This is a genomic window from Deltaproteobacteria bacterium (assembly GCA_019309045.1).
GTDB lineage: Bacteria > Desulfobacterota > Syntrophobacteria > BM002 > BM002 > JAFDGZ01.
This window is the reverse complement of sequence record JAFDGZ010000100.1, coordinates 1-18,700: the sequence shown is the minus strand read 5'-3', so window position 1 is coordinate 18,700 and position 18,700 is coordinate 1. Positions and strand designations below refer to the sequence as shown.

18 protein-coding genes and 1 tRNA gene are annotated in these 18,700 nt (G+C 51.4%); 14 read left to right on the top strand and 5 right to left on the bottom strand.

What is annotated here, in order from left to right:
* On the bottom strand, positions 1-165 hold a 165-nt coding region (locus JRI89_15220; GenBank protein MBW2072589.1), incomplete at its 3' end, for an NIL domain-containing protein.
* 448 nt (positions 166-613) lie between these two features.
* A complete protein-coding gene (locus JRI89_15215; GenBank protein ID MBW2072588.1) occupies positions 614-790 on the bottom strand; it encodes a hypothetical protein in 177 nt (58 codons plus the stop codon).
* 325 nt (positions 791-1,115) lie between these two features.
* Between JRI89_15215 and JRI89_15210 the strand changes: the two genes are divergently transcribed.
* From JRI89_15210 to JRI89_15185, 6 genes are all read left to right on the top strand, one after another.
* Entirely contained in the window at positions 1,116-2,231 is a 1,116-nt protein-coding gene (locus JRI89_15210; protein MBW2072587.1) for an aminopeptidase P family protein, read from the top strand.
* Between the two features lie 45 nt (positions 2,232-2,276).
* The gene (locus JRI89_15205; protein MBW2072586.1) at positions 2,277-3,530 is read left to right on the top strand and encodes an inorganic phosphate transporter; all 1,254 of its coding nucleotides are present in this window, start codon (positions 2,277-2,279) and stop codon (positions 3,528-3,530) included.
* 30 nt (positions 3,531-3,560) lie between these two features.
* The gene (locus JRI89_15200; protein MBW2072585.1) at positions 3,561-4,229 is read left to right on the top strand and encodes a TIGR00153 family protein; all 669 of its coding nucleotides are present in this window, start codon (positions 3,561-3,563) and stop codon (positions 4,227-4,229) included.
* A gap of 190 nt (positions 4,230-4,419) precedes the next feature.
* On the top strand, positions 4,420-5,847 hold the full coding sequence (locus tag JRI89_15195; GenBank protein MBW2072584.1) for a class II fumarate hydratase: 1,428 nt from the start codon (positions 4,420-4,422) through the stop codon (positions 5,845-5,847).
* 86 nt (positions 5,848-5,933) lie between these two features.
* Complete coding sequence (locus JRI89_15190; protein ID MBW2072583.1) at positions 5,934-6,539, top strand: hypothetical protein; 606 nt, start codon at positions 5,934-5,936, stop codon at positions 6,537-6,539.
* 1,209 nt (positions 6,540-7,748) lie between these two features.
* Complete coding sequence (locus JRI89_15185) at positions 7,749-8,828, top strand: hypothetical protein (GenBank protein ID MBW2072582.1); 1,080 nt, start codon at positions 7,749-7,751, stop codon at positions 8,826-8,828.
* A gap of 171 nt (positions 8,829-8,999) precedes the next feature.
* Here the strand turns inward: JRI89_15185 and sfsA are convergent, their stop codons facing one another.
* Entirely contained in the window at positions 9,000-9,716 is a 717-nt protein-coding gene (gene sfsA / locus JRI89_15180; protein ID MBW2072581.1) for a DNA/RNA nuclease SfsA, read from the bottom strand.
* A 203-nt stretch (positions 9,717-9,919) separates the two neighbouring features.
* On the opposite strand from sfsA, the gene JRI89_15175 reads away from it, so the two are divergent.
* Both JRI89_15175 and JRI89_15170 read left to right on the top strand, forming a co-directional pair.
* On the top strand, positions 9,920-11,299 hold the full coding sequence (locus JRI89_15175) for a hypothetical protein (protein MBW2072580.1): 1,380 nt from the start codon (positions 9,920-9,922) through the stop codon (positions 11,297-11,299).
* A gap of 280 nt (positions 11,300-11,579) precedes the next feature.
* A complete protein-coding gene (locus JRI89_15170) occupies positions 11,580-12,230 on the top strand; it encodes a TrkA family potassium uptake protein (GenBank protein ID MBW2072579.1) in 651 nt (216 codons plus the stop codon).
* Between the two features lie 47 nt (positions 12,231-12,277).
* On the opposite strand, the gene JRI89_15165 is transcribed toward JRI89_15170, so the two are convergent.
* Both JRI89_15165 and JRI89_15160 read right to left on the bottom strand, forming a co-directional pair.
* On the bottom strand, positions 12,278-13,828 hold the full coding sequence (locus tag JRI89_15165; protein ID MBW2072578.1) for a LysM peptidoglycan-binding domain-containing protein: 1,551 nt from the start codon (positions 13,826-13,828) through the stop codon (positions 12,278-12,280).
* A 423-nt stretch (positions 13,829-14,251) separates the two neighbouring features.
* Entirely contained in the window at positions 14,252-14,428 is a 177-nt protein-coding gene (locus JRI89_15160; GenBank protein MBW2072577.1) for a hypothetical protein, read from the bottom strand.
* Between the two features lie 281 nt (positions 14,429-14,709).
* Here JRI89_15160 and JRI89_15155 point away from each other — a divergent pair, with 281 nt between their 5' ends.
* From JRI89_15155 to JRI89_15130, 6 genes are all read left to right on the top strand, one after another.
* Positions 14,710-15,006, top strand: a complete 297-nt coding sequence (locus tag JRI89_15155; protein ID MBW2072576.1) for a hypothetical protein — start codon at positions 14,710-14,712, stop codon at positions 15,004-15,006.
* 34 nt (positions 15,007-15,040) lie between these two features.
* A complete protein-coding gene (locus JRI89_15150; GenBank protein MBW2072575.1) occupies positions 15,041-15,325 on the top strand; it encodes a PilZ domain-containing protein in 285 nt (94 codons plus the stop codon).
* A 932-nt stretch (positions 15,326-16,257) separates the two neighbouring features.
* The gene (locus JRI89_15145) at positions 16,258-16,650 is read left to right on the top strand and encodes a hypothetical protein (GenBank protein ID MBW2072574.1); all 393 of its coding nucleotides are present in this window, start codon (positions 16,258-16,260) and stop codon (positions 16,648-16,650) included.
* A gap of 170 nt (positions 16,651-16,820) precedes the next feature.
* A complete protein-coding gene (locus tag JRI89_15140; protein ID MBW2072573.1) occupies positions 16,821-17,108 on the top strand; it encodes an integration host factor subunit alpha in 288 nt (95 codons plus the stop codon).
* Positions 17,109-17,511: 403 nt separating this feature from the next.
* Positions 17,512-17,588, top strand: a tRNA-Arg gene (locus tag JRI89_15135).
* A 702-nt stretch (positions 17,589-18,290) separates the two neighbouring features.
* The coding region (locus tag JRI89_15130) for an AarF/ABC1/UbiB kinase family protein (GenBank protein ID MBW2072572.1) at positions 18,291-18,700 on the top strand (410 nt) is incomplete at its 3' end.

The following is an 18,700-nucleotide window of genomic DNA, read 5'->3' as shown; positions in this document are numbered from 1 at the left end:
TCGTGATTGGCCTTGCAGCTCCATGACCACTAACCCCTCGCGATGAGGATACACAGTGGCCTTGAGAATGTTGAAAGTGAGATCGTAGTTTCTGACCAGGTTGCAGACAATGGGTTGGTTGACGATATCTCTGGGAAAGCGGAGAACTAACATCTTGGAATACATGGAAAATTCCTTTCTGTCCCGGGGTGAATATCCAGTACTTTCGGTTAGGATATAGAATATCCTACCTTGGTTGTCAACTTTTGGGAGATTTCAGAATAGCCTGCCTGTACTGAGGCCTGGCCGAGCTTCCTCGCTAACGAGGATAACCGTTATCGATTATCGGTTGATGGCAAAATGAAAGTGCACATGATAACCAATATCGGTAACGAGGCGTGACAGGGGATTGGAGGCAGGGCAACGAGTTGGTAGCCGCAGGCTCAGCCTTCAGGTTAGCCAGCAGCAATAGAGTAGTGAGAAGGGTGTACTTTCATTTTGCCATCAACCTTTCATATTAACCTCGGCTGACCAGGCAGCGGGTAACGAGTTGTTGGTGGCTCCGAATGTTCTTTGCTGCGCAGTCATTCCTGCCGTCTGTCTGGGGGCTTTTCTCTTTGACCTTTGTTCTAGATCAAGATTGGCCGAAAGCCGTGGTCGAGAGCCGAAATTGTGGGAGCGGCATCTTGCCGCGAAAGTGAACGAGTCCCAGCAACGGAGAAAGAGCCGAACAACGTCTCCGCCAGCCGAAACGGGCATCGTAACCGTAGCCGCAGCCGAGCTCCTCGAAATGAGTTGTCGGTGGCTCCAAATGTTCTTTGCTCCGCGAGCATTCCTGCCGACACATCACGAGGTCTTTCCCGTGAGTTTTCCCAGGTAAATGTATTGGCCGAAAGCCGTCTCCGCCAGCCGAAACGGGCATCGTAACCGTAGCCGCAGCCGAGCTCCTCGAGTACAGGTGCTGGCCAGGAACGGCTGCTGTGGTAAAGGAGCAAAAGGGTTCGTGCTGATCGCAGCAAAGGAGGAACAACTTACTTGCTTGTTAGAGCGCATGAAATTATTGTGCCTCCGTTCATTATTCAGTATAGTGCAATCTCTAAGCGAGACTTCTAATGCAGACACAAGAGGAAAGCCATATGATGAGCGTTGCTCCGTTTCAACGACGGTTGGAAGCACTGAGAAAGATATTGTCTGAACAACCATTCGATACCATCTTGATCTCAGAACCCTACAATCGGGCTTATATGAGCGGTTTCTGGGCTGAAGACATGCATCCAGCCGAGTCCTCCGGCTTCTTGCTCATCAATGATCAGGACCAGGTGCTTGCTACGGACTTCCGTTATCAGGAACAGGCGGCAAAAGAGGCGCCGGGGTTTCGGCTGGTGGTGTACAAAGAAACCCTGCTTCATGTGCTTGCGGATATACTTGCCAGCCTGGACACAAAAAATCTTGGTTTCGAAAGCCGTCATCTCACCCACGACAAGTTCATGCAGGTGGAAGAGACTCTCCACAAGTGGAACCCACGGGGGAAGCTTATTGCCAGCAAGGATCTGGTGGAGGGGATTCGTGTAGTCAAAGAGCCGGCAGAACTGCAGGCAATTCGTGAATCGCTGGATTTGACAGAAAGGGTGTTCGACGCTGTTCTCACTGAGATCGAAATTGGGAAAACAGAAAGAGAAGTTGCCTGGCGAATCGAAGAGCTCGTGAGAGAAGGCGGTGCTGAAGCGGTTGCCTTTCCCCCCATCGTGGCATCTGGACAAAATGCTGCGATGCCGCATGCCATACCGACTGATCGTCGGCTTCAACGAGGTGAAACCATAATCGTTGATATGGGAGCGAGAGTAGCTCACTATTGTTCCGACATGACCAGGACAATAATTCTGGGGGAGGCTGACAGCCAGACGCGGCAGATTTACGCAACAGTCCGCCAGGCGCAACTTGCAGCCATGGATGCCATTCGTGCTGGCATCTCATCATTGGAGGTGGACAAGGTAGCTCGAGACTATATCGACTCTGCTGGCTACGGCGACTACTTTGGGCACGGACTGGGTCATGGTGTGGGCTTGGCCGTGCATGAGAAACCAGGTTTTGGCAAGCTCAGCGCGATGGTTCTCGAGGAGAACATGGTTGTCACGGTGGAACCGGGTATTTACCTGCCTGGTTGTGCAGGAGTGCGTCTGGAAAACATGGTGAGGGTAACGCGGCAAGGCTGTGAACTGTTGAACAAGAACGATTTCTTCTATTCTTTCTGAAAGAGCGGCTGATCTCTGTATCCGCCCCCCTGATGTATACTGCTTATGGGTGCTGAAACCATAGTTCTTGTGGCAGCCACGTGCATAGGCCTGTATATGGCCGCCAATATTGGCGCCAATGACCTGGCCAACGCCATGGGTACTTCTGTGGGCTCAGGAGCTCTGACCCTCAGAAAAGCAGTGTTGATTTCCATTGTGGCGAATTTTCTGGGAGCGGTACTCGCCGGGGGGCATGTGACGAGCACTATCAGCAAAGGTATGATCAGCCCAGATTTGTTTGTTGGCAGTCCTGCTGAGCTCATGCTCGGAATGTTTGCTGCTCTGCTTGCAGCAGGAATATGGGTTCATCTTGCGACCATATTGGGCCTGCCGGTGTCGACTACGCACTCTATTGTAGGTGCAGTGGTTGGTTTTGGTCTCATCAGTGTGGGCTTCTGGGCCATATCCTGGGGAAAGGTGATCACCATTGCTGCCAGCTGGGTTGTCTCACCTGTGGCTGGTGCCTTGATTGCGGGCGCAGTATACTACTTCATCCGCAATCGGATTCTCAGAACCGCCAGACCTGAAGTGATGGCGCTCCGCTGGTCGCCTTTGCTGGTGGGTGCTGTGGTGCTGGTGGTCATCCTGTCGTTCATTTTCAAAGGTTTGAAAAATCTGCATCTCGATCTCGGATTTGGACAGGCTCTGGTTGTTGCCGTGCCTGCGGCTGCCATCATCGGCATGGCAGCCAAGAAATGGCTCAGGTGGCTACTTGGTGAACGGAAAGGCAAGAAGAGGAGATCCGGAGACGTGGTGCTCCAGAGGCTTTTTGCCTATCTGCAGGTGCTTACTGCCTGTTACGTGGCCTTTGCCCATGGAGCCAATGACGTGGCTAACGCCATAGGGCCGTTGGCAGCCATCTTTTCTGTGATCAGAACGAAGAGTGTGGCAATGCATGTGGAAGTGCCTGTCTGGATGCTGGCCGTGGGCGGGCTCACTGTGGGAGGAGGACTGTTCGCCTTCGGTAGTCGGGTAATAGAGACCATTGGAGGCAAGATTACCGAGGTGACTCCTGTGCGAGGCTTTTGTGCCGAGTTTGGTGCAGCTACCACCATCCTGGTTTGCTCACGGCTTGGCCTGCCCATATCAACCACCCATGTGCTCGTGGGAGCAGTCGTCGGAGTCGGATTCATGCGTGGTATGGGTTTTCTCGATATGAGGCTCCTGCGAAATATTGCTTCCTCCTGGGTGATTACCTTACCCTTTACAATGGTGCTTGCCATGGTTTTTTTCAAGATTTTGGCGGTAATGTTCCTTTAGTTCCTGCCTGCAAGGCAAGGAGGAATGTCTATGCGTTTTTCATTCTTTTCCCTATTTTATGTTTCTCCCTTCGAGAAATTGAAAGAGCATGCTGACAAGGTGAGAGAGTGCGCCTGGATGTTCAAGCGGGCTGCTGAATGCTATGTGTCGCAGGACTGTGAAGAATTCGATCAGCTCACTGAAGAAGTGGCTCGTCTGGAAAGCCAGGCTGATTTTATCAAGCGCAACCTGCGCAACCACATACCCAAGGGGCTTCTGATGCCCGTGGACAAGTTCATGCTCTTTGATTATCTGCGCGAGCAGGATCACGTGCTCGACGATGTGGAAGAAGCACTCTACTGGCTTTCATTCAGACCAATGGCAGGCATACCTGAGGAATTGATCGGCGACTTTCTAGAGCTCATTGATGCAGTGATACCAGCCATAGAGAAGCTGCCGGAAATGGTAGAGCAATCAATCTCTTACTTCAGAAACAAGACGGAAGAGCAGCGCAACAAGCTGAAAAGCATCATCAGAGATATCCGCCAGTCAGAAAACGAAGCAGATGTGCTGGAGCACGAGCTGAAAAAACGCGCCTTTGCCGTGCTGGATGATCCGGTAACCATTTTTCACGTGGTGCGGCTCCTGGAGATCATTGGCAGCATCGCTGATGACGCCCAGAATGCTTCTGACCGGATGCGTGCTATGATTGCCCGCTGACTGAAGCAGGGGAGAGCAGTAGTTGGTCCAGGATATTGTTGAGCATCTGGACTCCTTCCTAGCCTATAAAATGCTCGGTGAGAGGCAGCCTGGTGAAATCCCGTGAACGAGTCAGTTTACTGCTGCTCTGGAGCGAGGACAACAGGTTGCTTCTGTGGCGCCAGCAAGGATCTAGAGAAAGAAGTGTAACATGAGTAGTGAAGCTTTCAGGATTGAGAAGGATTCAATGGGAGAGGTAAAGGTTCCAGAGGCAGCATACTATGGTGCCCAGACCCAGAGGGCTTTGGAGAATTTCCCCATAAGCGGCCTGCGATTCCCAAGGCAGTTCATCCGAGCTCTCGGACTGATAAAAAAGGCAGCAGCGCAGACGAACCAGGAACTGGGGCTTCTCCAGCCCGAAGTGGCGGCGGCTATTGTGCAGAGCGCCCAGGAAGTGCAGGAGGGAATACATGACGACCAGTTCGTGGTGGATATCTTCCAGACCGGCTCCGGGACCTCCACCAACATGAATGCCAACGAGGTTATCTCTAATCGGGCGAATGAGCTGCTCGGTGGGAAAAGGGGCAGTAAATCGCCTGTACATCCCAATGATCATGTCAATCTATCACAGTCGAGCAATGATGTAATTCCTACAGCCATACACCTGGCAGCAGCTGAGACTGTCAGGGAAAAGCTGGCGCCGGTACTCGAGGAGTGCGAAGCAGAACTGCGCACCAAGAGCAGCCAGTTTGATCATGTGGTCAAGATTGGCCGCACGCATCTGCAGGATGCAACACCGGTACGATTGGGCCAGGAATTCGGCGGCTACGCGCGGCAGCTGAGTCTTGGCAGAGAAAGGCTGCAGGGGGCCTTCGACGGGTTGATGGAGCTTGCCCTCGGGGGAACAGCTACTGGAACAGGGATGAACGCACCTGTTGGCTTTGCTTCTCGAGTCATTCAACTGCTGGCTGCAGAAAGCGGACTGCCCCTGGTGGAAGCGGAGAATCATTTTGCCATTCAAGGGGCCCAGGATGCCCTGGTGGCATTAAGCGCTGCCTTGCGAGGCCTGGCAGTGACGTTTATCAAGATTGGCAACGACCTGCGCTGGCTTGCCTCCGGACCGCGGTGCGGCCTAGGAGAGATAGGGTTGCCTGCGGTGCAGCCCGGCTCATCCATTATGCCTGGCAAGGTAAATCCGGTTATCATCGAGTCCTTGCTGCAAGTCTGCGTGCAGGTAATGGCGTATGATAGTGGGGTGGCCCTGGCCGGGCAGGCAGGCAATTTTGAATTGAATGTGATGCTGCCGCTCATGGCGCACAATCTTCTCAGTGCACTGGAGTTACTTGGCGCTGGGGTAAAAAACTTCACAGACAAATGTCTGCAGGGTATCAGGGCAAACGAACAGAGATGTCGTGAACTGGTGGAAAAAAGTTTGGCCCTGTGTACTGCCCTGGCGCCAACAATCGGCTATGATAAGGCAGCGGAGGTGGCGCATTATGCGTATCGCAGCGGCAAGACAGTGCGAGAAGCTGCCCTTGAGCTGGGCGTATTGAATCGGCAGAGACTGGAGGCAATCCTGGATGCAGAAGCAATGACGCACCCCGGTTTGCCCGAGAAGAAAAATGGTGAAAGCAATTAGGTCACGCTGGATGGAGATTTTGACTCGACAGGAGATTCCAGGGCCGCAACTGGTAGTTTTGTACAGTGCCGCCCTGTGTGGCAACAATGGCTAGAATCATTCCTTTTGATAGAGGCCATCAGGCAGATGACAACCTCATCAGCCAGGCGCCTCTGGAATTCCGCCGTGGTGATTGGCTGCGAGGTGAGATTATTCAATGCCTGCGCAGCGAAGCCAGCAAATATCAGGCGCACCGGCGCGAGGCGCTGAGGAAAGGGCATCGACACTTGCGGTTTGTCCCCGAGCACTTTAGCCTTGTGGGGGGCTGCAACTACACGGCAAGAGCTCTGTTTCGCTGGCGGCAGGAGGAGGACAAGGCTAGAGATCTTTATCGTCTGGCTGGACTCATGGAGTGTGTGGTGAATGGCACCTGCCCGGTTCTGCGTACAGATCTACTGCACAGCATTTACAAGACCATAAGCGAGCTGAGGCAACAACTGCGAGTGAGTTGGCTGGGTGGGTCGAGACAGTTTCTGCTCCCCCTGCATGCCAAGTATTATGAGCGAACTGCCTTTTTTGCCAAGATCTGTGAAGCCAGGACCTTGAAGGGGCTGTATGACATAGTGGAGCTGGAAGCGAGTGTACAGTTTGACTTGCTGGCAACTGAATATGTGTTTTACCTCCCCGAGAGTCTGGTTGAGGCTGAACTCTAGTCCCTCCCATTATGAATCGAAAGAAATTGCCAGCGTGACTACAGTGATCAGGACCACGGTTCCATATTAACCTCGGCTAACCAGGTAGCGGTTAATAAGTTGCCGGTGGCTCCGAATGTTCTTTGCTCCGCAAGCATTCCTGCCGTCACACTAGGAGGTTTTCTTCAAGAGTCTTGCGGGCTAATTGGATTTGCCGAAAGCCAAGGCCGCCGGCCGAAACGGGCATCGTAACCCTGGCCGTAGCCGAGCTCCTCGGGCGGAGGTGCTTGGCAGGAAGGCCTGCTCCGCAAAGAACATAGTCGCGTATCTCAGGCAGCCTCAGTTGACCTCTGGGTATGGGATAGTTTCATATCAACCTCGGCTGTTCACTTGGCGAGTAATGAGTTGTCGGTGGCTCCGAATGTTCTTTGCTGCGCAAGCATTCCTGCCGGCCCACTAGGAGAGCTTTTCTCCTTGACCTTTGTTCTAGGTCAAGATTGGCTGAAAGCCGTGGCCGCCAGCCGATAATCGTGGCAGCGGCATCTTGCCGCGAAAGTGAACGGGTCCCAGCAACGGAGAAAGAGCCGAACAACGTCTCCGCCAGCCGAAACGGGCCTCGTAACCGTAGCCGTAGCCGAGCTCCTCAAAATGAGTTGTCGCCGAGCTCCTCAAAATGAGTTGTCGGTGGCTCCGAATGTTCTTTGCTCCACAGGCATTCCTGCCGGCCCACCAGGATAGCTTTTCTTTTTGACCTTTGTTCTAGGTCAAGATTGGCCGAAAGCCGTGGCCGCCAGCCGAAACGGGCCTCGTGACCGTTGCCGCAGCCGAGCTCCCCGACCGTAGGTGCGGGGCAGGAGTGTCTGCTTCGCAAAGAACATAGTCGTATACTGTGGCATCTTTTTTGCTGCGCTCAACTGGTACAATGAAATGCCATCTCAGCAAGCTGGTGAAAAACACGTTGACAATGATTCGTGTTTCAATCACATTATCATAGTGTTACGTTCTCTTTGTGTGCCGAATAACATTTTCCCCAAGGCTGGCGAGCGCGTTCATTGATCATGGCCGCTGCTGATGGAGAGTGGTTGATATGCCTCTTTATTGCAGGAAGAGGAGCAGAGCTATGATCGTGATTCGGCTTCCCAGATAACAGAAGTTGATTTTCTTGTTCCGGGAGTTGCCCGAGGTGAGGGGGATTTGCTTCCCCCGGGTGATATCGGAAGGAATTTGAAGATGCCAACCTGGCCGTACCGATACCAGTTGAGCCTGCTCGATCGGCTGCGACGCTCGGTGTACGAGGTACTTCGGGATCAGATGGATCTCTACCTGGTCACCCACGCTCTAATTGATTCGTACCATAATTTCTGCGAAGCAGGGGTACCGTATCCCTTTGTTCCCAAACGAGAACTGAAGCCCAGAGCCCGGGTAGTCGAGAAAGAGTACGTGTATCACAATCACTTTCTTGTCATTTTCTGTGAAGGAACCATTGCCAGCAGCTATAAGAAATACATACGCTTCTTTGACAGTAACAAGGTTACCAAAGAGGCTCTTTCGGAACTCACATGCGTGCAACTCCACAAGAAATACACCAAGAATTTACGCTACTTCGACAACCCCGGGTTCAAGAATTTCGTCCTGGACCTGCTGCCGGTGGACTACGCCCTGCTGATCCAGAAGGATCCAACAATCAAGAGAAGGAACCGCTATGCGCTCACTCATTTCCACGTGAGGATCGACTGGCCCATCGATAATGCCACCGAGGAAATGGCCCAGCAGTTTCGATATATTTCCAAGGACCTCTATGAGCGGGGGGAGAAATATGCCGAAAGTCTACACAACAAGCTCTTTGAGAACTACGGATTTCACTACGCTGTGGGAGGCCGACGTACCGCCGCTGTGGTGGCGGCCCAGTTTTTAAAAAAAATGGACTTTATCTCTACCGTCTACGTTGCCAGTGCCGAATCCCGGGCTCTCACCAGAATAAGTGAACGAGGTGTGAGCAGATTCGTGCTGATCAAGATTCCGCTTGCTGATATCTTGCGGCTGGCAAATGAGAATAATCTCGAGCTGGATACTTTTGTAGAACGTTATCTTGTTGATATAAATGATGAATATGGGGTGGCCGTTTTTCAGGTGGTATATCGTAATACCATTTATTCCAAGCCTCCTGACGACGGCAAATTGAGAATCCTCCGACCTGACTACCAGTGGCTCACAGTAAGCAATCAGCTCATCATCCCACTGCCGGGCAATCCCGAGACGTATCCGATTTCCTATAGTACCATCTACTCACCAGATCTCGTAGGGACGTGATAAGCTCCGGGGGTGCGATTTGCGGGGCGGAGGGGTTTGCTTATCTGGTAAAGGCAACAAAGCTTGCGCCGACAACCAGTTGTTACAGCTAAAAAGATGGTTGAGCGGACGTGTTGCCGTTTGAGAAAACGGGCGTTGTCGCGGCCTCTCGGGAGATATGCATCGGGCTGGCTACCTGCTGCTGACCGAAATGCCGAGGTCTACTGGCACGGGCACAGTGAGCTTGATCTCTTCTGGTGTCACCCGGGCCTGGTAGGCCAGGATCTGCATACCGCATGCATGAGCTCGCCGCAGTTCTTTGGCGTACATGGGGTCAATATGGGCGGCAGGCGCAAAAACAGCGGCATCTTCTCTCTGAATCACATAACAGATGGCAGCCTGGTGGCCATCTTCAATAGCTTCTACCAGTGATCTCAGATGCTTGCGCCCTCTGTCTGTGACGGCATCGGGGAAGTAAGCTATGCCATCCTCCACCAGAGTAATATTCTTGGCTTCGAGATAGAGTGAAAGCTGACCGCGCCGCAGGAGAAAGTCAATGCGGCTGTGAGCACCCAGCCTGACCTCTCTGTGAACCTCATCTTGTGGGGACAGCTCGGCTATGATGTGCTGCTCAAGCGCTTCCGCTACCAGGTGGTTGGTGAGGTGAGTGTTGATTCCCACCCAGGTGGCAGGCAGGCGGATCAATTCCCAGGTATACTGGGTTTTTCTTTTGGGATTGCTGGCTGGTGACAGACGTACTTCACTGCCCGGCAAGTTGCATCCCATCATGCTGCCAGAATTTGGACAATGGGCCGTAACAGACTGGCCGTTCTCCAGAAGGACATCTGCTAGAAACCGCTGATAGCGTCTTAGCAGGGTGCCCTTGACAAGTGGCGAGGGGAAACGCATTTTCTGTTCACCGCCGGGTAAGTCTCACACCCGGAGCAAATGAGCCCTGCTCTGAAAGTGCCATTCAAAGTGCTTGACTATTCTTCCTTTTCTATATTACCTAGAAGCTTCATTCGCAAGCGATTTTCAGGCCTCGCCTTTTGCCCTTTCCGGAAAGCGGGGTTTACCCAGAGAGGACTTCTTGCGGAGGTTTCTGGCCAAAGGTGAAGTTCTGGGCATCAAAATCGAGGCGATTCATTACCCCCCTGAATCTCCCCATCATCAGTTTTGCCACCCTCATACTGGTTGGCACTCTGCTGCTGCTTACTCCTTTTGCAGCAAACGGCCCGCCGCTCAAGCCTGTGGATGCACTGTTTACAGCTGCATCTGCGACCTGTGTCACCGGCCTGGTAGTGGTTGACACAGGCAGCAAATTGAGTCTTTTTGGCCAGTCAGTGGTTCTCGTTTTGATCCAGTGCGGCGGTCTGGGAATCATGACCTTTTCAACGGTGCTCATCCTGCTAATGGGAGGAAGGTTTTCCTTTCTCAGCCGTAGTGTAATACAGGACACTTTCACTCATCGTCGCGACATAAGGCTTCCTTCACTGGTGCAGCATGTGGTGCTGTTTACCCTGCTCCTGGAAGGCGCAGGTGCAGCCTTGCTCTTCATTCGCTTCTCTGAGATGTATCCAGCTGGCAAGGCTCTTTATTATTCAGTTTTTCACGCAGTGAGTGCGTTCTGCAACGCGGGCTTCTGTCTGTACTCCAATAGTTTTATAGATTTCCAGAGTGATTTTCTCGTAAGTCTTACTCTTTGCGGCCTTATTATCATGGGCGGGCTTGGTTTTCTCGTACTCCTTGAGCTGAAGAGTTTTGTCTTTTCCTCGAATGCCTGGCAACCGCGGCGGCGCCTTTCTCTCCACTCAAAGCTGGTCTTGTCGACAAGTGCGCTGCTCCTGGTGGCTGGCACTCTTGTTTTTCTGGTATTCGATTGGCGCGATTCAATGGACAACCTCTCCACGGGCGCTAAACTCTTGGCTTCCTTTTTCCAATCAGTTACTGCCAGGACCGCAGGCTTCAACACCCTTGATTTCAGCAAGATGGCCAATGTGAGTCTGGTATTTACTCTTTTTCTGATGTTTGTGGGGGCAGCCTCCGGGTCCACGGGCGGGGGCATCAAGGTAAACACCCTGGGAGTTCTTTTTGCCCTCAGTCGCTCACGTTTTCTCGGTAGACAAACTACCAGTGTGTTCCGCCGCACTATATCACCGGAAACTGTGGGGCGAGCAATTTCAGTTTTTACGCTTTCTGTGGTAGTAATTTATGTGGCGACCATGGCCCTGTTGACGAGCGAACTCGGGCCCACTGCTCATCTGGAAACACGGGGCCTCTTCCTGGAAATGCTTTTTGAAGTAGTGTCCGCTTTTGGCACCGTAGGTCTCAGTATGGGGATTACTACTCAGCTGGGAGTGCTTGGCAAACTGATCATAGTCATGGTTATGTTTACAGGCCGTCTAGGTCCCTTGTCGCTTGCAGTAGCCTTGAGTGCCAAGGAGGACCGATCCAAATATGAATATGCCGAAGAAAATGTCATGATAGGATGATAAAGAAGTCGTGGAGAGGCAGCCGGCAAAGGAGGAGCCACATCTTTCCACAGGAAGGTTGTGGGTTCACGGTCATATAGGACAAAAGGCTTAGGTGTATCCTGGTGGTCCAATTCAGAGATACTATGGCATGCAGCCACCAAGGCATGGCATCCGGCAGGATTGCCAGTTGGATAAGTACTGGTGGCAGTCATCCTCCTCGCCCCTTGCTGGTCAGGAGGTCTGACGTTCCTCCGGTCACCGCAGCTGGGATCTGAACCACTGAGACAAAGGATGTGTCATGGGTCAGTTTGCCATAATCGGCATTGGGAATTTTGGCTTTTACCTGGGTCGCCAGCTCTATGTCAAGGGCCATGAAGTGATTGCCCTGGATATCAGCAAAGGGCAGATACAAAAGGTCAAAGACTTTGTTACCCAGGCAATTGTGGCTGATGCTACTGATAGAGAGACTCTGGAATCCCTGGGACTTCGGGATGTGGATGCGGCGGTTGTCTGTATCGGTACGAGGATGCAGGCAGCAATTCTTGCTACTTTGCATTTGAAAGAACTTGGAGTCCGGAGGATTCTCGCCAAAGCTACCAGTGAGGAGCAGGGCCGTATTCTGCGAAAAATCGGTGCTGACGAAATACTGTTTCCAGAAAGAGATCTGGCACTTGGGGTAGCCGGGAGACTGGATAATCCTAATATGCTTGATTACCTTCCCTTTGTGGAAGGCTACAGCATTGCCGAGCTGAAAACACCCCCCCACTTCGTCAACAAGACACTCAAGGATTTAGATCTTACCAATCGTTTCGGTGTTCAGGTGCTTGCCGTCAAAGAGGCCTCCAGGGGAATCACTCTTATTCCAACTGCGGGCTTTCAAGTAAAAGATGGTGATAAATTGATAGTGCTGGGGCCTGAGAAGAAGCTGAAATCCCTGCAAAAGGAATAGCCTGGGAGATGACGGCCACAACTTGATGCTGCTTTCGTTTGCAATACTCAGGGATTTCCTGTCTTGACCTGCAAGACCTGCCCTGACTGGAGGAAATTGGACTCGATGCCATTCAGCTGCTTGATATTGTCCACTGTCGTGTTGAAACGCTTGGCAATTCGCCAGAGTGAATCCCCCCGCCTTACTTTGTAGTGGATTGTCGAGCCGCCCTTGTAGACAACCTGACTGCTTGCCATTACTACCTGACCTCTGAGAGGAATCTTCAGACGTTGTCCTGCCCGTATTCTGCTGGCACTGCGCAGATGGTTGGCGCGGACTATACGACGCATGGAAACGCGGTATCGCCTGGCGATTTCAGACAGTGTTTCTCCGCGCCTCACCCGGTGTACCAGGAAGGTCCGCTTTGGCGGTCGCCAACGTGGAATCTGCTCTAGCTTGCTGACGAGCAGCACTCCTTTGTCAACTGGCACATTCAGAGAAAAAGTATAGTTGGGTGTTGCCTTGTACCGCAAAGAGGGGTTCAGATCTTCCAGGACCCGTGATGGAAGATTCAGGGCCGAAGCAATGTCCCTCAATCGCATCTGCTTGTTGATCTGAACCTTTTCATAAACGAGAGGCTGATCAATTTGCAGATAGGCAAAGCCGTATTTTTCAGGATTGCGAATTATGTGGAGAGCCGCTAGAAACCGCGGTACGTAACGGGCCGTTTCCTGAGGTAGCAGTGAATAGAGATCCCAGAAGTTGTCCAGATAATTCAGATGCTGCTGGCGGATTACTCGCAGTACGTTGCCCTCACCACAATTGTAGGCAGCCAGTACGGTGGTCCAGTCTCCAAAGAGGTCGTGCAGCGCCTTGAGGTAAGTAATGGCTGCCTGAGTGGAGCGCTCCAGGTCCATGCGCTCATCCACCCAACGGTCTCGGCGAAGGTCGAAGCGGTAGGCAGTCGAGGCAATGAACTGCCACAATCCCAAGGCCCTTGCTCTGGAAAGGGCCTTGACCTTGAAGCCGCTCTCTATAAGAGGCAGCCAGGAAAGATCCTCAGGCAGGTTGGCCTTTCTCATCTCTGCCACTATGTAAGGGCGGTATTTTCCTGACCTCCGGTACGCCTGGACAAAAAAGTCTCTTTCCTTGGTCTGGAACCTCTTGATCTCTAGGGCTACATAATCGTTCATGGCCAGGGGAATTTCTGTGCTGTTCCCCAACTGCAGCTGGGATCTGGCAGCATATATCTCCAGGATGCGTTTGGATATCAGCAGCCGAAGATCTTCTTTCTGCTGGATAATCTCTGGGTTTTCGTCAGAATCTATAGAGGAGATGGTCATGTAAGTCTGATCAAGAAGATCGATTGCCTTTTCAGGTTCTCCCTGATTCCATGAATCGAGTGCTTCTTGGTAGATCTCCAGTGCTTCGTCAATACGTTTTTGCCCGGTTTCTGGCTCTTCTGTCACAGCACCCATATCAGAGCCATTGGTAGTATCAGCAGTGGCGGGCAGCTCTGCTTGCTCCAGGACAACCTCATCTACCTCCGAGCGTGTTGCTATAACTTTTTCTTCCTTGTTGGCGGCAATCAGGGCGGTTTCGGACTGCTGCCACGGCATTTGGGCATCTCCGGCAGTTGGCTCCTCGGCGGCCGCCTGTTGAACTCCCGGAGAAGATGGCGAATTAACCACCTCACTGCCGGATGGAGGCTCTTCAACCGGGATATTGACGAGTGATTGGGTACAGGAAGTTAAAACAGCGAGCAAAAAGAGTAGAGCAAGGCAACAGACATGTCTCATCGTAACCGGACCTCTCTAGAGTTGTCAGCAACTTCTGGTATCCTGGGTGAAACTTTTTTTGAGTGGACTTGCCTGCAGGATTAGTGCCAGAGTGCCCAGTCGCCTTTGCGCTTCCCCGGCAAAACAGCGCACTCAGCTTATCAAAAACAAACGAAAAATGCGAATAAAAAAAGCAGGAAAGGGTTCCATTGTTCAGAGCCGCCAGTCTTTGCTCGACTCAGCGGCCAGCTGAAGACATCGGTGTTAGTTGCTTTCCTGGCTTTCCTCCAGGTGCTGCCAGTCAATGCCTTCCTTCTGGAGAAATTCATGAATCGCCATTCTGACCACTGCACTCGAGCTGCTGAAGTACTTCCTGGCGGCAACTTCGAGCGCCTGTTTCATCCTGGTATCAATTCTCACATTTAGGGTTCGTTCTGCCATAGATCGCAGGGCCCTTGTAAAGTTTTTTTTTAAAAATTACATAAAAAAAGTCGCTATGTCAAGTTTATTAAAAAATTATAAAAATTTATCTTGATTTTAAACATATTTGTTATATGATGCTTTTGAATGTAATACAAAACTTTACGAAGAGATTATTTTGTGAAGTTCAAAGATAAACACGTCATACAAGGTCTGCGACGGTGTTACATTTTCTACCTCGAGGAGATCAGATCGTGGCAGAAAATCGAGCAACAGCAAAAAGGTCAATGAGATCAGGCGCTATGCGTAGAAGCAGACTTCTCATGGAGTTTGAGGCCATAGCAGAAAAGCTGGGTGTGCAAGTCGTACGTGAGAAGCTGCTGGGTAGCCGAGGCGGACTCTGCCGAGTGTACGACCAGCACCTCCTGTTCCTGGAAAGGAACTTGACTGAAGGAGAGCAGGTGGAGGTTTTCGTAACTGCGCTTTCACGTTTTCCTCTCGGCGACATTCAAATGCTGCCGAGGGTTCGCGACCTCCTCACCCGGAGTCATGACGGCAAGCAGCAAGAGGTTTCTCAAGGAACCGTGAACGAACATTAGAAGTTGGCCAAATATTCTTGTCAGGGAAAGTAATATGACGTCGAAGGAGCGACGCAAGTATCCCAGGGTCCCAATAAGATGGCCTGCTTCATTGTTGACAGCAGATGGGAAAATTTCCGGTGAGACAGGAGATATTAGCCTGGAAGGCGCATTCGTCCATTGCCGGCAGCTGCTTAGACAGAATGATACTATTCTTCTCACCATCCGGGCTCCGCACGGCTATTTGAAGGTGGTGGCCGAGGTAGTCTGGACTGCTGTTTCAAGCGGCCAGGAACACCAGAATGTTTCTGGAGTGGGTCTTCATTTCCTGTGGGTCTGATTACTGTTAGGACATTTGAGCTTACCGGCTCGATACTTCTTTTCGTGAGCAATGTTGCTTTTCTAGCCTCTTACTGCCTACCGGCTGATGGCAAAATAAAAGTGCACCTGATAGCCAATATCGTCAAGCAGGCGTGACAGGAGATTGCAGACACGGCAACGAGTTGGTAGCCGCAGGCTTTAGCCTGGGTTGTCCTGTGTTGCTATCTATTTCGGCAAGCAATTGCAGCCTGGCACCATTGTAATACTGGCCCCTGGCTCAGCTTCAGGTTAACCAGCAGCAATCGAGTAGTGAGAGGAGTGCACTTTCATTTTGCCATCAGCCTCTACTAAAAGTAGCGACTCGCTTTCCATAGAAAGAGGCTTTCCCAAAATATTGATCCAGACCATCTGTTGAGCATGGCAAAGCCTTGATTCATTCCGGATCTGCTCCACCATGAAAAGCAGATACTGGCACCGTGTTTGCAACAGATCTTTTTCAAGGTGAACACAATGTTCCCTAATTTAACCGCTCCTTTCTCTCTGTCCCCCACCGACTAGCGCCCCCCGGTTGGTGGGGGTTTTTTTCTCCAGTAAGGATTAGCGTGCAACATAAGCGACTTTGATAACTCAGCCAGTCCTCTCTGTAGCATTTATGAAACAGGTGAAGAGGCTCTGTTATCTACCTCAATGCCTTGCCGCCCACTGTCGGAAATCGTCTTTCTGGTGACAATATCTGACACCTGTAGACCTGGTATATCAATCTTTGTTTCCTTAAGATCATGAAACATTAAGCAAAAAGAAGAGAGCTATTCTTGGCACATCACTTGCCTTTACGTTTCTATGCTTCCGTGGTTGTCAGAAAATTGCAGTCTGGCAATTGCGGGGAGCAGAAAGTGAGGGAGCAATGACTCGCATAAAATTGCTGCTCATCAGACGGTTCAGGCCGGGTGGATGACCGCAAACCAACTGCAACTTCTTATTCATAATGACAATTTTGGACAGATGTCTTCAGAAAATGTTACCCCTGATTCGGCTGATGCCTCTGGTTCTGACAGTTGTGCCTTGCCAGTCAATGGTCGCAAGGGTTATTGGTTCGACAGCGCCCCCTGGATTGGTGTTGCAGTGGACGCTGCCAGCTCAGAGACAGAAAATGTCACCAGCATCACTCGAGAGATTGTTGAAGGTAGCGCCACTCCTGTAGACGGCTTTGTCATGCTGCGCTATCCCAGCGGGCGGTTGCAACCTTACATGAGTCTCGGGCCCTCTTTTAGCTTTAGTGAGCAGGGCATAAACAAGTTAGATTTGCTTGGCCATATGGTTGTAGGAGTCTTGCTGAGCTTCTGAAAAGCATAGTTAGCAGCCTCGGTTTCACTGATTGACCTTTTGCAACATTTGTAGGGTCGGGTGCATCCATATGGGGCCCTGGTGGCGTGTATTTTGCATGTTCCTCCTCTTGCCTGGTTCGTATCTCGTCATCATTATTGTGAAAAAAGAGTAAGGGAGGAACAAAGGTCATGACACTTACCAAGGCGAATATTGCAGAGGCTATTAGGAAGAAGCTTGATCACAACAGGTTTCAGGCTGCTGTACTGGTTGATTCAATATTTGAGATCATGAAAGAAACACTGGAGAGCGGGGAAGAAGTGCTCATAAGTGGATTCGGTAAGTTTTCTGTGCGGGCGAAAAGAGAAAGAAGAGGAAGAAACCCGCAAACAGGGGAACAGATTATGATTGCACCGAGAAAGGTCGTTACCTTTAAATGCGCCTCGGTGTTGAGGGACAAGTTAAACGGCAGACGCTAGGAGCGTAGAAGACAAAAGGCCTTCGGCGCTCTAGCTGTCGAGGCCCGCCCATGTATAACCGCTCATGACGAGCACAAACCTAATTTTGTCTCAATTCATCCTGCCTGCCAGAACCACGAACTGTTTTATTCAGCAGGCAGAATTGGCTCAATGAATCTCTTTAGTACGACCAACCCACTGCAACAATCAACAGACTATTGTTGCCCGTGCTAGCTCGATATGTCCGGCTGAGTCCATCGATTCAGAAAGTTCAATGAGGAACTCATCTATTCAGGACTTGATGCTGAGTGAGGAATTGCTTCGAGGCAAGTCATCGAAATACGTCACTGTATTTGCGAATCCAAGTCCTGAGGCTTGACAGGTGCAATCACTGCTGATAGAGATACTTGCCAAATTCGCCAGCGCGCCTGTAGCTCAGTAGGATAGAGCAACGGACTTCTAATCCGTCGGTCGGGGGTTCGAATCCTCCCAGGCGCGCCATTTCATGGAACGTCCTGCCGGAAACTCACTCTCGAGGCATCCCGAGGAGTATATTTCACAATCACGCCGAGAAGGGGCACTCGAGCAACATCCTGAGAAAATTTCCAGTAGATAAGACATGCTCTTTTGTGTAACAATCCACAGGCATGGATAGCTGCGGTGGTTGGCTGGTGCTTGCTTTCATGAAGAGTCATCTTGTCGATTCCCTTATGAAAAGGGCTGGTCTCGACTGACAAGGGGAAGGGACAGGGCTGTTTTCTTTTCCGGAAACTAGCTGCTGCTATCCAATAGGGGTTGATGGCAAAATGAAAGTGCACCTGATAACCAGTATCGTCAACCAGGTGGGAGAGGGAACTGGAGGCACGGCAACGAGTTGGTAGCCGCAGGCTAGGCTTTAGCCTGCGTTGTCCTGTGTTGTCATCTATTTCGGCAAGCAATTGCGCCATGGCGCCATTGTAGTACTGGCCGCTGGCTCAGCCTTAAGGTTAGCCGCCAGCAATCGGGCGGTGAAAGGGGTGCACTTTCATTTTGCCATCAACCTATTGCTCATAATTTGCTCTGTTGTTGTAGACGTTCTAGCTCGAGGCTATTTGCTGCTCGATTCTTGTGGAAGGACACGGAAAGCGTTTTACAAGGTAGGTAACAATGCAATTTTTCAGGCGTTCATCCAGTCTGCGGGGTATGAAAAGACTGGGAAAGGTCGTGAAAGTATTGGTCAAACACGGTCTGGGTGATGTTGCCGGACGGTTGCTCAGCAAGAAAGACAGGAAGGGCGAAGCAGCCAAGGGTATTCCGGCTGCCATCCTTTCACCCCGCCGATTTCGCTTGGTGCTGGAAGATCTGGGCCCGAGCTTCATCAAGCTAGGACAATTACTGAGTACTCGGGCTGATGTTCTACCTCCTGAATACATCGAGGAGCTCCGCAGACTGCAAGACCGAGTGCCGCCAGCACCTTTCGATGAATTCAAGGCTACCATTGAAAAAGAGCTCAAACGGCCCATTGATGAACTTTTCAGTGAGTTTGATAGAGATTGTTTTGCAGCAGCTTCGGTCGCCCAGGTCTACCATGCCACTCTGCCTACCGGGGAGCAGGTAGTGGTCAAGGTGATTCG

Bases quoted from the DNA above. Each gene is read 5' to 3' on its own strand.
- JRI89_15210 (MBW2072587.1), top strand. From the start codon at position 1,116: ATGATGAGCGTTGCTCCGTTTCAACGACGGTTGGAAGCACTGAGAAAG.
- JRI89_15205 (MBW2072586.1), top strand. From the start codon at position 2,277: ATGGGTGCTGAAACCATAGTTCTTGTGGCAGCCACGTGCATAGGCCTG.
- JRI89_15200 (MBW2072585.1), top strand. From the start codon at position 3,561: ATGCGTTTTTCATTCTTTTCCCTATTTTATGTTTCTCCCTTCGAGAAA.
- JRI89_15195 (MBW2072584.1), top strand. From the start codon at position 4,420: ATGAGTAGTGAAGCTTTCAGGATTGAGAAGGATTCAATGGGAGAGGTA.
- JRI89_15190 (MBW2072583.1), top strand. From the start codon at position 5,934: ATGGCTAGAATCATTCCTTTTGATAGAGGCCATCAGGCAGATGACAAC.
- JRI89_15185 (MBW2072582.1), top strand. From the start codon at position 7,749: ATGCCAACCTGGCCGTACCGATACCAGTTGAGCCTGCTCGATCGGCTG.
- sfsA (MBW2072581.1), bottom strand. From the start codon at position 9,716: ATGCGTTTCCCCTCGCCACTTGTCAAGGGCACCCTGCTAAGACGCTAT.
- JRI89_15170 (MBW2072579.1), top strand. From the start codon at position 11,580: ATGGGTCAGTTTGCCATAATCGGCATTGGGAATTTTGGCTTTTACCTG.
- JRI89_15165 (MBW2072578.1), bottom strand. From the start codon at position 13,828: ATGCCGTGGCAGCAGTCCGAAACCGCCCTGATTGCCGCCAACAAGGAA.
- JRI89_15160 (MBW2072577.1), bottom strand. From the start codon at position 14,428: ATGGCAGAACGAACCCTAAATGTGAGAATTGATACCAGGATGAAACAG.
- JRI89_15155 (MBW2072576.1), top strand. From the start codon at position 14,710: ATGCGTAGAAGCAGACTTCTCATGGAGTTTGAGGCCATAGCAGAAAAG.
- JRI89_15150 (MBW2072575.1), top strand. From the start codon at position 15,041: ATGACGTCGAAGGAGCGACGCAAGTATCCCAGGGTCCCAATAAGATGG.
- JRI89_15145 (MBW2072574.1), top strand. From the start codon at position 16,258: ATGACCGCAAACCAACTGCAACTTCTTATTCATAATGACAATTTTGGA.
- JRI89_15140 (MBW2072573.1), top strand. From the start codon at position 16,821: ATGACACTTACCAAGGCGAATATTGCAGAGGCTATTAGGAAGAAGCTT.